Below are 15220 nucleotides of genomic sequence, written 5' to 3' on the forward strand. Positions count from 1 at the left end.
CGCCATGGTGATTCGCCGCTGCCAAGCGCGCGGATGCCCGTCCTACTGGTGCCGCAGCCGGGTCATAGCCTCCGAGACCATAGGAGCTTTCCGAGATATTGGCGAAAAAGGCTTTGGCCGCAGCAGGGGGCACGGCAGACGGGAAGGTGTAGCCATCCGGGGGAACCACATCCAGATAGTAACAATGCCCCGGGGTCGCCAGAGGAAACTGGTAACGCCCTGGTTGCTGGGTATTGTCAGCGGATGTGGCGTTGGTGTTTTCCTTTGGCAGTATATCCCCAGTGAACGGATGCAACGCACGTTCGTAGCCGTTTTCCGGTAACGCCGCACAGCTGGCGGCACCGGTATCCGCCAATGGCTGGCGGGACTGGTACATCGTCACCACCGCATCAGGCAGGGGGCGGCCATTACTGGAGTCAAAGATGGTGCCGGCCGGATCCACCGCGGCCAGCGCGGTGACCGTCTGCACATTGACCACACTGCCATCCGGACCGAAGGTCGGCACAGTGAAGGTCGCAGTGATACGGTCTTCGGCACCGGTCTGCAGTACGCACCCCAACCCCAGGACCTCATTGAGGGTAGTGCTGTCGGAGTATTCATCCAGATTATTTGCATTGGCCGTTGCCGGGCACAGGCCACCGCCCCCGGAGCGCGTCTCATTGAGAGAGAACGGGTACACGCTGCGGAATACCCCGGTGTTCACCCCGGTCTCCTTGACCGCCATGAGCAAGGTATCACCCGTCAATCGGGACGTTAGCGAGACTTGCAGCAGCCGCGCCCCACCCGGGGTGGTCTGCACAAAATCCTGATCGGCCAATACCTGGTTCAGCTGGGAAGCCGTGAGCCGCAGGTAAACCCCGTCCAGCAGAATGCGCTGGCTTTGTTCCGGCAACAGGGGGTAAATGGCCGCATCAACAAAATCGCTGTCTTCGCTGTGGACAGGCGCACGGTTCTGCTGGAATACCGCATTTGAGGGGCGCTGGAAGGTAATGCCCGGCGACAGGGTGGCGGCAATGCGATGGCAGACCCGATTACTTTCCACATCAGCCAGGCCGTCGCCTTGCAGATCCACAAAGGCGCGGTTGAACAGCATGGTGCCCTGGGTCAGCCCGCTGTTGATTTGCACCTGGAAGGCAAAGCCGCCGCTCTGGTTATTGCGAATCTGATCCGCCGGAATCAACAGCCCCAGACGATCTACCGTGCCGCTGCCATCCCAGTCGGCATAACGCTGCCAGACATCCTGCCCATCACCGGCAAAGTGCACCAGAGCCTGTGCCTGAAGTGGCGCGATATTGCTGATCGCCGCAGGCATCAGGCTGACGTTACCCGGCAGCGAGTCTTCGATCAGTACCCCCTGCTCCTGTTGCCCGGACACCTGCAGCATCCTTTCTACCGGCGCGGTGTTGCCCACATTGGTGACCGACACCTGATAATCCAGTATCGCGCCTTCCGGCTGCGGCAGATCACAACTCTGGCTGGAAGACTTGCTGAGCACCAGGGCGGCGCCATCGCCAATCACGATCCGATCCAATACCGTATTGACCAGCGCGCCATCCAGCTGCGACTGACCCTGTAATGACAGGCGGATTTCATCACCGATCTGCAGGGATGCCGGCACAGTGCCACTGATCACCAGGTTAACGGTCTGCCCCGCCGGCAAGGAGGCGATCCCTGTGATAGCCGGCTCGCCCGGGTCAGCGACCCCGTTGCCATTGAAGTCGCGGTAGACCGTCAGCCCCTGCAGATCGCCCGCATCGCCACCCAGATTGGCCAGGGTCAGGGCGTAGCTGTCGGTCACATTACCGGTATTGGTGAGCGTATGTTCGATACTGACGGACTGGCCCGCTGAGGCCTGACGAGTCTTGTCCTCATCCAGCTCAAAGGCGGGGCTTTCCGCCACCATGACCCGGGAAATATTGGAGCGCACCACCACTACCCGCCCTGTCAGCGGGTCGAAATAACGCATTTCTGCCTGGTTCAACAAGGCTGTGCCTGGCGCCGTGGCAGCATGTAGCAGCATGCTGGTCAAGACCAGCATGCTAACAACAGCAATGCGAAGGGCGGCAAGCAATTTCATTAAGCGTTCAGTACCCGTTGTTATATGCCTTAAGGGCTTTTCCAGACCCGGCGCACCGGCCCTGGAAAAGCCCTCCCCCGAGGGGGAGGGCAATGCCTGGGGGAGCGTTAGTTCACTTCGACACAGAACTGGGTACGGGCACTGTCACCCGACACCAGCTGGCCAATTTCCCACTCCACCACCGGCAAGGTGCCCGTGTTGGCCGTGGTAGCACTGTCAGAGGCGCGCACCGCATCGTCCGCCGCCTGGAAGGTGGTGAACTCGGTGGTCTCATCGGTGATCACCACATTCTCGGCAGTGGTTGCACCTTCGTTGGTGGCGGTCAGTTGCCACACAACACACTGGCCAGGTTCAACCTGATTGGACTGCACCGGCTCAAAGCCACCTGCAGGCCAGGTACCGCCAGCACAATCACACGCCGTGTCGATGGCAGCCTGCTTGTCCAGACGCACCTGGCCAACCACCACTTCAGTGGTATCGGTGGCGGTATCAGACACATTGGCGTTACTGGCAGTCAGGGTGTAGCTGTCCACGGTACCGGCAGGCGCATTGGACGGCGCGAATACGGTGACGCGAACATCCAGACGCTGACCCGGCTCCAGGGTGACCAGAGGATTGGCACCGGCGTTATTGATATCCACCAGGATGGTGTTGCCGTTGGGCGTGCGCACTGCCACATCATTGGCGGTGGGCAGGTTATCCAACTGCACCCAGGCATCCGGGGTACCATTACCGGTGGTATCGATAAACAGCTGGGTGTTGTTGTTCCAGCCATCTGCAGCCAGGGAGTTGGCCGCAGCGATCTCTACCGCTTCGGTGGTGTTGCCGCCGTTGGCAATCACATGGGTGTAGTCCACGTTCCCGCCGGGCTGTACCTGGTTAGCACCATCTGGAGACACGGTGATATTACGGTTGGCAATCACATCCACCGCATCCAGTTTCTGGTCGGTGATAGTGCCGTCAGAGGAAGACACCACAGTGAAGCGAATCGGATAATCGCCATCGCTATCGTTGGTATTCACAGTACCTGCGCCAGTGAAATCTGCTGCTGCCTGAGCCACATTGGATGACACCTGCACGTCAGCCTGGTACTGGTACACCGCGCCTGCAGGCAGGCTGGGGGTTGCGGTTACCACATTACCGGCATTACTGGTGTTATCGGCAGTACCATCAGCATCGGTATCCACACCCACCTCACGGAAGGTCACCGCCCAGCCAGCAGGCAGGTCCGCACCCAGGGTGAAGGATTGGGCATTACCTGAGTTGTTGGCCACGAACAGCGGGAAGGTAGCAATGCCGCCAACAGCGACTTCCGTAGTCGTGGTCGGGGCTGCCGCATTAAAGGCATCCGCATCGATAACCGCGTCAGTCAGATCTGCAGAATGGCTGTTGGCCAAATCCACAGCCGGCGCCACGATTTCAGTCAGCACTTTCAGCTTGTCATCACTGACGCTGTTGTCACCAAAGGAAGTGGCCACCATGGTTGCCACGAACGGGCCAGTGCCACTAACACCTGCCGGCAGCTGAGCACGCACGGTAATGCGGCGATCGGCGCCCGCTGCAATGGAGCCGGTATCCGGTACGCCATTGCCGTTGGTGTCAGTCAGCTGGGTATTGTTGGTTGCGTTCCAGAAGGTGAACAGTGTCCCTGCCGGGTAGGACTGTGCGCCGGCCGGAACCGTGCCAGCACCCGCGTAACCGGCGCCCGCATCATTACCAATGCTGAGATCAAACACATCACTGCCGTTACCGTTGTTGGCAACGATATTGGCAAACGCCACCACGGCGCCAGAGTTTGCTTCATCCTGCAAAGCGATATCGTTCAGCGTGGCATCGGCATCGGCCGCATCGCCAGTGTCCGTTGCATCCACCGCATAAACCTGCTGGATGGTAGTGGTGGTGGTGTTGGAGGTAGACGGATCATCCGGGATGTTATCGCCATCCAGATCCCCTTCTGCCGCAAAGGTGTTGCGGATCTGGGTGCCAGAGGCCAGGGTGCCGTCAAAGTCGACCTTATAGACAACGGTCACGGTGGTGTTAACGCCCATGATGGCATCACGGAAGTTGATACCTTTGAGGGTTTCACCCGTGGTGCCGTTACCATCCAGGTCCACTCCCGCCGGCTCAGTCACATCGGCCAGGTCAGCAATACCCGCATAGGAATGCGGCAGCGCCTGCAAAGCACCGGTGCTGTCCAGCCACTGGTCACCACTGGAGGTGAGCAAACCGTTTACAGAAACGATTTCCGCAAAGGTGGCGTTGGCAGGAATCGGATCGAAGATATCCACGTCTTGCGCAGCTCGACCACCATTGTTCTTCACTTCCAGGGTGTAGGTAATGGTGTTGTCGTTAAAGTTCGGCACCGCGGTCTTGCTCAGCTGCAGTACCGCATCGGTGGTCACCGTCACCACATTGTTGTTGGTGTCGTTACCGTCCGGGGTACTATCACCGTCAGCATCATAGGTAGCGGCATCGCCGTTTGCACCGATATCCTCAACGGTGCCTGCACCACCACCGACAGATTCCACCAGCAGGGTGGACTCGATGGTATCGCCGGCACCGGCACCCGCCGGCACTGGTACGGCAACGATCAGCTCAGCCTGCTGGCCGGCATTCAGATTGACCGTGTTCACCGCAGCCTCACCAGCATCCGGTACGCCATTGCCGTTGGCATCCAGGTACACGGTGTAGGTGGACGCGCCAGTGGCAGCATCCAGCCCGGCCAGGCCGTCAACGCTGAAGGAATCATCCGCGTTACCGGTGTTGGTCAGCGTATGGGTGAAGTAGACAGTTTCACCGGGCGCACCGGACTTGCTGCCGTCATTCTCCAGGGTGGCCGCATACACTTCGGCCACGGTTACCGTGGATTCATTGGACTGTGCCGAATAGCTGTTGCCATTGGCGTCCTCGTAGGTCACTGTCGCCCGGTTGTTAATGTCGGTCCCGGCAGGCGTCAGAGCCAGTGTTTGCCCGGCGGCAAGCACCAACCCCAACCCCATCGCTGAGGCGGACACACGCGCAGACAACAGGCCCTTTTGAAAGGCAAGTTTCATGGCTGTTTCCTTTAATTGGAGTTTAAGTTCGGACTACTTCTGATCTGAAAGCCTTGCCAGAGCGACCCTCCACACATGGTGTGAGCCACTCCCCCAGTGCGACACAAGTCGCTCGCACAAGACTTCCCGGGCCCGGGAGGGCCCTGATCATGTTCCCCCGGTTATTGCACCTTTACCCGGTACCGGTATTCCAGTACCTGGCCCGGCTGGATTCCGTTTTCCGGAACCCAGCGCAGCTGGGTGTAATCACTGGGAGCAACAATGATGTTCTTTGACTGGCCGTCAGGACCGGTCGTTGTTCTGGTTACAGGCTCAAGCTCAAAGCTGCTGCCATCGTCAATGCTGACAGTGAATTCAGCATTCACATCCGCAGAGGCGGAGTCTTTGAGGTAGGCGGTATTGGCGGGAATTGGCCCGGTGATTTCCAGGCCGGAAAGCGGCTGTTCCGCTTCGTTGCTATAAATCAGTCGATATTCGATCACATCACCGGGAGACGCCTCCTCAGTGACGGTCATTACCTCCTGGCCATTTTTTTCAGCAACCAGATAGGTTTCCATCTTGCTGGACAGTGGGCCATCCGCCCACAGAGTAGTTGCCCAGAACAGCAAAGCCCCAAGAATAATGCGGTTCATCTAGTGATCCCCTATGATCTTGGCAGGCTCTTCCTTCTGGCCCCAACACCAGTTCGCTAGGCATCCTGCCGGATTTACTGTGCCAATACTTGTTATTAGCTCAATTTGAGTCACACCAAAAGTGTGATGCAGGTCGAATTTTGCACGGTTTTTTTGTTATTTTCATGTGAACTTTGTAAAAGAATCGCTACAACCCCTTACATTTTGACCGGGATCAATAAAAAGCTAAGTAAAAACAATGGCATCTCGAGTAACTCCAAAACCGTAAGCCCACAAAAAAACCCGCCGAAGCGGGTTTTTTTGTGTGTTCAACTAGGACTACTGCCCTTGCGACCCCTTCAAATAGCGGAAGAACTCGCCATCCGGTTCCAGGATCAGCACATCTTCCTTGTCCTTGAAGCTCTCCTTGTAGGCCTGGAGGCTGCGGTAGAAACGGAAGAACTCCTTGTCCTGGTTGTAGGCCTCTGCATAGGTGGCAGCGGCCAGGGCGTCACCCTCACCACGGGTGGCCTGGGCCTTGCGGTAGGCTTCGGCAAGGATTTCACTGCGCTTGCGGTCCGCACCGGCACGGATTTTCTCCGCTTCCTCACGGCCTTGGGAACGGTGGGCCGCCGCATCACGCTGGCGTTCGGCACGCATACGGTCGAACACCCGGCCACGTACCTGGTCCGGCCAGTCCACCTGTTTCACCCGGATATCCACCACTTCGATACCCAGATCTTCCATGGTGGACTTGTTCACTTCCGCACGAACCTGATCCATCAGCGCTTCGCGCTGGTCGCTGGCCATTTTCCCATCGGCAGCATCACCGTTCAGCGTTTCGCCCTCTGCTGCACGGATGATCGATTCGTCCAGCTGATCCTTCGGCACCTCGGTCACTTCACCGGTGACCGGGTCGCGCAGCAGTGCTTTGTCGCCTTCCAGTTTTTCCACGTTGCTTTCACCGGCAACCACCTGGAACACCGTGCGTGACGCAAATTCGTTACGCAGGGCCTCATTGACCCGCGGGTCCAGCAACTGTCGAGCGCGACCTTCCATTACCTGAGCACTGGAAGAACCTCCGCCCACACTGACAATGTAGCGCTGCACGTTGTTGATCCGCCAGACCACAAAGGCATCCACGTTGAGCAGTTTCTTCTCGGCGGTCAGGAAAGACTGGGTCGCCACGTCGTACACCAGGGCACGACCGTCAACCCGAACCACTTCTTCCACCATTGGCCACTTGAAGTAGATACCCGGCTCGATATCGGACTTGTCGATCCGGCTGAACTGCTTGAGTACCGCCTTTTCGGTCTGGTTCACAATAAAGAAGGAATCCAGCGCCAGCAGCGCCAGAACCCCCAACGCCAGCAGCGCCAACCATCCACGATTATTCATTAGCGCAACTCCCGGTTTGGTGTGCTGTAGAGGCTGCGAGACGCCTCGCGACCACTGCCGCCGTCATCCGCCCCGGCCGATGATGGGCTGCTCGGGCTGGCACCGTTTTGCTGCGGCGCCCTGGCCTTGCTGGCGCCGCCCTTGACCAGCTGCTCCAGTGGCAGATAAATCAGGCTGTTGCCCTTATCCACATCTACCAGCACCTTGCTGGTGGAACTGTAAACGTCGGTCATCGTTTCCAGGTAGAGACGCTCACGGGTGACTTCCGGCGCCTTGCGGTATTCCGCCAACAGGTCGGTAAATCGTTCCGCGTCACCCTTGGCGCTGTCGATCAGACGGTTCCGGTAGGCTTCTGCCTCTTCCTCCAGACGCCTGCCCTCACCCCTGGCTTGAGGGATGACTGAGTTACGGTAGGCTTCCGCCTCCTTCTTGAAGCGATCCTCGTCTTCCTTGGCCCGGGACACATCGTCAAAGGCATCCCGTACCGCATCCGGTGCCTGGGTCTGATCCAGTACCACCTGCTTCAATACCAGGCCGGTATCGTAACGATTCAGGTACTCATCCAGCCGCTCACGAACCTTCACCCGGATAGCTTCCCGGTTGTCCTTGAGCACATCGTCCATGGTCGCTGAGCCCACCACGTGGCGCAGGGCCGAACTGGTGGCATGCTCCAGAATGGTTTCCGGACGCGCCACTTTCAGCAGGAAGGGAATCGGGTCCAGCACCTGGTACTGCACCTGCAAGGTCACACTGACAATATTGGTGTCACGGGTGAGCATTGCCTCAGTAATGTCGTAGCGGCGATTTTGCTCCACATCCACCTTCTGGTATTGCTCAATGATGGGTGCCCGCCAGCGCAGACCGGGATCCACGGTGCGATTGTATTCACCAAAACGCAGCACCACAGCGCGCTCACGCTGATCCACCTGGAAGAACCCGACCAGGGCATAAACCACCACGCCGATCACGGCAGCGATGATCAATACCGGCCAGGGCGAGCCGCCGCCACTGCTGGAGCCGCCACCGGACTTGCCGCCCTTGCCACCGAATACGCTGTTAATTTTTTCTTTCAGATTCTTCAGGGCTTCATCCAGATCCGGCGGCCCCTGGTCACCGCCTCCACCCCAAGGATCCTTCGGCTTGTTGCCGCCGGGTTCATTCCACGCCATGTAGGTCTCCAATCGGTCCGGGCGCTGGGCCCACCGGATTATTGATGGCTCGCATCGTGCGAGCGTTGTGAATTGTAGGAAGGGCCGTCATCCCCTGCAACCGCAGGAGCCGGCACCACCAGTTCGTCTTCTCTCAGCCCCTGCTCACGCAGGAGACGTTCAAAATGTACCCGGTTCACGTTGATGCGCAGCAGCATGCCGCCATCCAGGGTGGTCTGCTCGTCCAGCACTTCGCCAGCCTCATGCAAGCGAGCGCGTAACCGCCCGGCAGACGCGGGCAGACGCACCCAGCAATCCACCCAGCCGGCGGCCAGCCGTTCAGCGATGGCCTGGAACAGCAGATCAAAACCATCCCCGGTCTGTGCGGAAATCCACACCCGCCAGGGTTGGCCATGTTCATCCCGGTCAATTTTCGGCGACTGACCCAGGTTATCCACCTTGTTGTAAACGTGCAGCACCGGCAGCTTGTCGCCTCCGATTTCCTCCAGCACCTCATTCACCGCCGCCACATTACTGTCGCGCTCTTCGGCGCTGCAGTCTGTCACGTGCAACAGCAAGGTGGCGTTAACGGTTTCTTCCAGGGTAGCGCGAAACGCTTGCACCAAACGGTGAGGCAGGTGGCGGATAAAACCCACGGTGTCGGCCAGAATGGCCGGCCCCACGCCGGGCACTTTTACCTTGCGCAAGGTCGGGTCCAGGGTGGCAAACAACTGATCCGCTACATAGACATCGCCGGTGGTGATGGCATTGAACAGGGTCGACTTGCCGGCGTTGGTATAGCCCACCAGGGAAATCAGCGGCGTCTCGGAACGCTGGCGAGCCCGACGACCCTGGGCGCGCTGCTTGCGCACTTTCTGCAGTCGCGATTCGATCCCGCGGATGCGATCACGTAACAGGCGGCGGTCGGTTTCCAGCTGGGTTTCACCGGGACCGCGCAGACCGATACCACCCTTCTGCCGCTCCAGGTGAGTCCAGCCTCTGACCAGCCGGGAGGACAAATGGCGTAACTGAGCCAGTTCCACCTGCAGGCGACCTTCATGGGTGCGGGCACGCTGGGCGAAGATATCCAGAATCAGGCCGGTGCGATCCAGCACCCGGCATTTCACCACGCGCTCCAGGTTACGCTCCTGACCCGGGCTCAGAGCATGATTGAACAGCACCACATCCGCTTTGATGTCGGCCACCAGCGCCGCCAGCTCCTCACTCTTGCCGGAACCGATGAACAAGGCAGGGTCGGGACGATCACGCTTGCCGGTCAACTCCGCTGCCGGCTCCACGCCACTGGACGTGACCAGATGATAAAACTCATCCAGATCCTCGCGGCCCATGGCATCGGGCAAATCCAAATGCACCAGAACAGCGCGTTCGCCGGCGCCGGTTCTGGTCTGCTCTGTGCGGTCAAATAGGTCCATAGAGGCCTGATATGGGGGATTAGACCGCCAGTTTAAACCAGTCAGTGGAAGAAGACAGGGAAACCGGCAGGAAAAATACCGATCTGGGACGTTAACGCGCCCACAACGCAAAGAGCCACCCGAAGGTGGCTCTTTGCAGGGTCTGCAGCAGCGTTACTGGTTGCCGAAGTCCTCATCGGCAGCAGGAACGGCGGTGCCGCCTGTGCCGGTGGTAGTCATGGCCGGGTTGCCGCCGCCACGGGGGTTGCGGGCGGGCACGACGGTGGAAATAGCGTGTTTGTAAACCATCTGACTGACTGCATTTTTCAGCAGCACGACATATTGGTCAAAAGACTCAATCTGCCCCTGGAGCTTTATTCCGTTCACCAGAAAGATAGAAACCGGAATACGCTCTTTACGAAGCGCGTTGAGAAAAGGGTCTTGTAGCGAGTGCCCCTTTGACATGGCAAGTCTCCTTGAAATAACAGTAAAAAGTAGTGCCCAACACTTCGGGCAATCAGCGCTGTAACACAGTGAAACCGTCCCATACGGTCACTGCCTTCGCCCGATGCGCTATCGGGCAAATTTTTGTCAACAACCCAGCAAATTGGTTCCAGGTCCCGACCCAGCACATTTGCGCCGTGCTTCTCAAATCGCCGCAAAATGGCTCAAAATCGATGATTGGCGAATTATAAACCAAAAAGTCCAGTAACAGGGCTAACTAAACACAGATTTACAGATCTTCGCAAGCTGCTCGACTAGCGCCTGTCGCTGTGACGCATCGTTACTGTCGAAGCCGTGCAGATACGGCCATTTACGCAGCCAGGTGAACTGTCGTTTGGCCAGTTGCCGGGTCGCGATAATGCCCCGCTCCACCATGCTTTCATAATCATACTGGCCGTCCAGATAGTCCCACACCTGCCGGTAACCCACGGCCTTCATGGCCGGCAGATCCCGATGGACTCCGGGCAGCTGTCGCAGTGCCTGCACCTCTTCTACCAATCCCTGCTCCAGCATCTGCCGAAAACGGTGCTCGATCATGCGGTGCAGCCAGGCACGATCCGGGGGCAGCAGGGCCGCACTGTAAACCGGCCAGGGCAAGGCACTGAATTCACTCAAACCATCCTGGTTCTGTGTGACAGTCGTATGATGATCCGCATGAAAGGCGGACAGGGGCCGACCGGTGACCCGATAGACTTCCAGGGCCCGCTGCAGACGCTGGCGGTCTGTGGGCTTGAGCCGCTCGGCGCTGGCCGGGTCCACCTCGGCCAGGGCCGCATGCACCGCCGGCCAGCCTTCTCGTTCGGCCAGGGCGGCAATATCGGCACGCACCGCCGGGTCCGCTTCAGGCAGAGGCGCCAGCCCCTCTACCAGTGCCTTGAAATAAAGAATGGTGCCACCGACCAGCAGGGGCAGTTTGCCATTGGCATGGATCTGTTCGATTTCGCGCAGGGCATCGGCGCGGAAATCCGCCGCCGAGTAAGGCGCATCCAGCTCGCGGAAGCCCAACAGCCGGTGCGGCGCTGCGGCCAGCTCCTGATCAGAGGGCCGAGCCGCCCCGATGTCCAGCCCGCGATAGACCAGCGCCGAATCCACATTGATGATGTCGATGGGCAGGGTCTGTGCCGCCTCGATGGCCAGCGCGGTCTTGCCGGAGCAGGTGGGGCCCATCAGGAGCAGTACAGGCAGCACACGTTCTGCCCCGGCGTCAGGTTTCAGGCGTCCGGCGTCCACCTACTGCCCCCGCATAAACAGCCGGTCCAGATCCTTCAGACTCATCTGGGTCCAGGTGGGGCGGCCATGGTTGCACTGGCCGGAACGCTCAGTGGCTTCCATGTCGCGCAGCAGGGCATTCATTTCCGGGAGGGTCAGGCGCCGGTTGGCGCGCACGCTACCGTGGCACGCCATGGTGGAGAGCAGTTCATCCAGCTTTTGTTCGATCCTCTCACTGCTGCCCTGGGCCAACAGATCGGACAGCACATCGCGCACCATGGCTTCGCTGTCACTGTCACGCAGCATGGCCGGCACTTCGCGTACCACCAGGGTCTCCGGCCCGGCACGATCCACCATAAAGCCCAGCCGGGAAAACACCTCCGGCTGCTGCTCCGCAAAATCTGCTTCCCGGGAGGACACCGCCAGCGACACAGGCACCAGCAGCGGCTGGCTGCGCACCTTGTCTTCGGACCAGCTCTGCTTCAGCCGCTCGTAGGTGATGCGTTCATGGGCGGCGTGCATGTCCACTACCACCAAACCCTGCTGATTCTCGGCAAGAATAAAGATGCCATGCAACTGCGCCACCGCATAACCCAGAGGCGGCACGGTTTCCTGATCAGACGCCGGCGGCATGACTGGGTTTTCCGCCACCACCGGGCGTACCAGCGCCCCGTAGGCGTCCGCCTGCCGCTGGCCCTGACCATAGCCGAATCCGTTGCCAGGCGGTGACGCATAGGAAGGCCGACCCGCCGGGGCGGACAGGGACATGCTGGCCTGACTGGGCTCCATGGCCGGCATTACCGGCTCCCCCTCGTCCACCACACTGGCGGCCAGAGACTGGCCTGGGCGCACTTCGGCGATAGCACGGTGCAAGGAGCTATAAAGAAAACCGTGCACCATGCGCTGCTCGCGGAAGCGCACCTCGTGCTTGGTGGGGTGCACGTTCACATCTACCTGAGCCGGGTCCAGCTCAAGAAACAACACATAGGCAGGATGACGTCCGTGGTAGAGCACATCCGCATAGGCCTGACGCACCGCATGACTGACCACCTTGTCGCGGATCACCCGGCCGTTCACATAGAAATACTGCAGGTCCGCCTGGGAGCGGGAGAACGTCGGCAGCCCCATCCAGCCGTGCAGACGGATGCCATCGCGCTCCACGTCAACCGGAATCGCCTGCTCCATGAAACCCTTGCCACACAGCTTGGCCACCCGTGCGGCACGCAGGGTGTCATCCAGGCCGGCGGGCAGCTGGTGGATCACCTTCTGGTTATGGGTCAGGCGGAAAGCGGTATTGAACTCGCTCAGGGCGATACGCCGGAACACTTCTTCCAGATGGTTGAATTCGGTTTTTTCGGTACGCAGGAAACGACGCCGGGCCGGGGTATTGAAGAACAGGTCGCGCATGGTCACGGTGGTGCCGCGCGGGTGCCCCGCCGGGGTCACCGAGGGAGCCATGTCGCGTCCTTCCACCTGCACCTGCCAGCCTTCCGCTTCGCCTTCCACGTTGCTGGCCAGGGTCAGCCGCGATACCGAACTGATGGCGGCCAGAGCCTCGCCGCGAAACCCCAGGGTGCCGATGGCTTCCAGGTCGTCGAGGCCGCGGATCTTGCTGGTGGCATGGCGGGACAGGGCCAGGGGCAGGTCATCGCGGTCGATGCCGCTACCGTTATCCCGCACCCGTACCAGCTTCACGCCGCCCTGCTCCACATCCACGCTGATGGATTCCGAGCCGGCATCCAGCGCGTTTTCCAGCAACTCCTTCAATACCGAGGCAGGACGTTCCACCACCTCACCGGCGGCTATCTGGTTGGCAAGGCGGGAATCAAGCAGCTGGATCTTTGTCACGGGCGTCTCTGTTGATGGGGTTCAGGTAAAGATTACGGCTAATGCGGAAGCGATCAGACAGACCAGTGGCGAGACGCGAGTAACGAGGAGCGAACGTCAAAGCGGCTTTGCTTTTCGAAACGCGCTACTCGTCACTCGCAACGTGCGTCCAATGATCGCTCCCACACATCGTTGGCCAGCCTTCACGAACCGGGAATTTTCAGCACCTGGCCGACCACGATGCGATCGCCATTCAAGGCGTTGGCACTGCGAATCGCCTGTTCGGACACGCTGTACTGACGGGCAATTTCCGAGAGTGTATCACCGGGCTGGATACGATACTGCTCGCCGTGCTCACGGCGCTGGGCCGCATACCAGCTATGCGGTGCCGGGTGATTGCGGAAATAGGCATCCACCCCGTTGACGATAGAGCGGGCCAGTTTGCTCTGGTGGGCAGAGGAGCGCAGGTTGCGCTCTTCCGTCGGATTGGAAATAAAACCAGTCTCCACCAGGATCGAGACCATTTCCGGCTCCTTGAGAACCGCAAACCCGGCCTGTTCCACCCGGTCCCGGTCACCGTGCAGCTTGGTCACCTTGCCCATTTCTCCCAGCACCTGCCGCCCCAGGTAAAGGCTACCGGCCATGGAGCCATTCATGCGCAGGTCCGCCAGTACACTGAGCAGGGAGCTGTCGTCCTTTTCCTCTTCGTAGACCCCGGCCACTCGGTCGGATTCGTTGGCAATTTTGGCAAGATAGCGGGCCCGGGCACTGGTGGCACCACTGCTGGACAGGGCGAACACAGAAGCACCGTTGGCGCGGGCATCGGTAAACGCATCCGCGTGGATGGAGATAAACACGTCAGCCCCGTGCTCTTCACGGGCAATTTTGCGGCGCTCGGCGAGGGGCACATAATAGTCCCCGTCGCGCACCATCACCGCCCGCATGCCGGCCTGGTCATTGACCCGCTTTTCCACCTTCTTGGCGATTTGCAGGACCAGGGTTTTCTCGTAGACGCCACTGGGTCCGCGCGCCCCCGGGTCTTCACCACCATGGCCTGCATCAATAGCCACCACCATCAACCGCGGCTCGCTGGGTGCTTCTTTTTCCTTGACCGGTTCCGGACTGGTTTTGGCAGCACTTTGCAGTTCGCTATCAAACAGATCCACCACCAGACGCCAGCCATGGGGCTCGATGGGTTTGAGCAGATTGGTGCGGGTGCGTACACCGTTTTTCATGTCAAAGACCACACGGGTCTTGTCGCTATGCTTGCCCACACGAATATTGGCGATGGGGCTGCTGGCGTAATCCAGGGTGTTGACGTCGAAACCCAGACTGGCATCCAGCAGATCCAGCACGATGCGATCCGGGTTGGCCAGCTTGTCGAGTTTGTGATCCACCGGTGAGGGCAGATCAAACACTATGCGAGTGTGATCCGGGGCCCGGTGCAGACGCACCGAATCAATGCTGGTCTGGGCAATCCCCAGGCTGGCCCAGACACCACTGAGCAGAAGCACAAACACTGCGGTAAGGTTTTTCTTATTGTCTCGATGCGTCATAGGCCCAATCCAGGGTCGCCTTTCGTCCACGGCCGTTGACGGCCAGTGTAATGGTCAAATCCGGTGAAGGCACCACCCCGGCGCCCCGCTCCGGCCACTCCAGCAAACACACGCTGTCGGAGGAGAAATAATCCCGTACGCCTATCAGCTCCAGTTCTTCCGGGTCGCCAAGACGATACAGGTCGAAGTGATAGATATGGACGCCGCCAAGCTCGTAGGGTTCCACAATCGTGTAAGTCGGGCTCTTTACCGCTCCCTCATGGCCAAGGCCTCGCAGCATGCCGCGTACCAGGGTGGTCTTGCCGGCACCCAGATCCCCTTCCAGATACACACAGGCACCACCACCGGTAAGACGCCGCGCCAGATTGGCACCCAGCGCCAGGGTAGCGGCTTCATCGGGCAGGTCCAAATGGCCAACAGACATT

Annotated in this window: 11 protein-coding genes; all 11 read right to left on the reverse strand. The window is 59.7% G+C overall.

All coding sequences use genetic code 11. From position 1 onward, the window contains the following. Positions 1-2077: COG1470 family protein (locus tag ACFE0K_RS13975; protein WP_434536638.1), on the reverse strand; the 2077-nt coding region annotated here is incomplete at its 3' end. 107 nt (positions 2078-2184) lie between these two features. Then, positions 2185-5130 (reverse strand): beta strand repeat-containing protein, encoded by a 2946-nt coding sequence (locus tag ACFE0K_RS13980; RefSeq protein WP_434536639.1) that lies wholly within the window; start codon positions 5128-5130, stop codon positions 2185-2187. 161 nt (positions 5131-5291) lie between these two features. Further along, positions 5292-5762, reverse strand: coding sequence for a hypothetical protein (locus ACFE0K_RS13985; protein ID WP_434536640.1), 471 nt, complete (start codon positions 5760-5762; stop codon positions 5292-5294). Between the two features lie 318 nt (positions 5763-6080). Next, positions 6081-7139: a protease modulator HflC gene (hflC, locus tag ACFE0K_RS13990; protein WP_434536641.1), complete on the reverse strand. Its 1059-nt coding sequence runs from the start codon at positions 7137-7139 to the stop codon at positions 6081-6083. Continuing rightward, positions 7139-8308: an FtsH protease activity modulator HflK gene (hflK, locus tag ACFE0K_RS13995; protein ID WP_434536642.1), complete on the reverse strand. Its 1170-nt coding sequence runs from the start codon at positions 8306-8308 to the stop codon at positions 7139-7141. The genes hflC and hflK overlap by 1 nt, the downstream gene beginning before the upstream one ends. A gap of 38 nt (positions 8309-8346) precedes the next feature. Next, positions 8347-9720: a ribosome rescue GTPase HflX gene (gene hflX, locus ACFE0K_RS14000; protein WP_434536643.1), complete on the reverse strand. Its 1374-nt coding sequence runs from the start codon at positions 9718-9720 to the stop codon at positions 8347-8349. A 153-nt stretch (positions 9721-9873) separates the two neighbouring features. Beyond that, positions 9874-10164, reverse strand: coding sequence for an RNA chaperone Hfq (hfq, locus tag ACFE0K_RS14005; protein ID WP_434536644.1), 291 nt, complete (start codon positions 10162-10164; stop codon positions 9874-9876). A gap of 252 nt (positions 10165-10416) precedes the next feature. Next, complete coding sequence (gene miaA / locus ACFE0K_RS14010; RefSeq protein ID WP_434536648.1) at positions 10417-11370, reverse strand: tRNA (adenosine(37)-N6)-dimethylallyltransferase MiaA; 954 nt, start codon at positions 11368-11370, stop codon at positions 10417-10419. 63 nt (positions 11371-11433) lie between these two features. After that, complete coding sequence (gene mutL, locus ACFE0K_RS14015) at positions 11434-13260, reverse strand: DNA mismatch repair endonuclease MutL (RefSeq protein WP_434536645.1); 1827 nt, start codon at positions 13258-13260, stop codon at positions 11434-11436. A 182-nt stretch (positions 13261-13442) separates the two neighbouring features. Next, positions 13443-14795 (reverse strand): N-acetylmuramoyl-L-alanine amidase, encoded by a 1353-nt coding sequence (locus ACFE0K_RS14020; RefSeq protein ID WP_434536646.1) that lies wholly within the window; start codon positions 14793-14795, stop codon positions 13443-13445. Beyond that, a complete protein-coding gene (gene tsaE, locus ACFE0K_RS14025) occupies positions 14776-15219 on the reverse strand; it encodes a tRNA (adenosine(37)-N6)-threonylcarbamoyltransferase complex ATPase subunit type 1 TsaE (protein ID WP_434536647.1) in 444 nt (147 codons plus the stop codon). The genes ACFE0K_RS14020 and tsaE overlap by 20 nt, the downstream gene beginning before the upstream one ends. Position 15220: the final 1 nt, after the last annotated feature.

It is taken from the genome of Alcanivorax sp., from assembly GCF_051117345.1.
Classification (GTDB): domain Bacteria; phylum Pseudomonadota; class Gammaproteobacteria; order Pseudomonadales; family Alcanivoracaceae; genus Alcanivorax.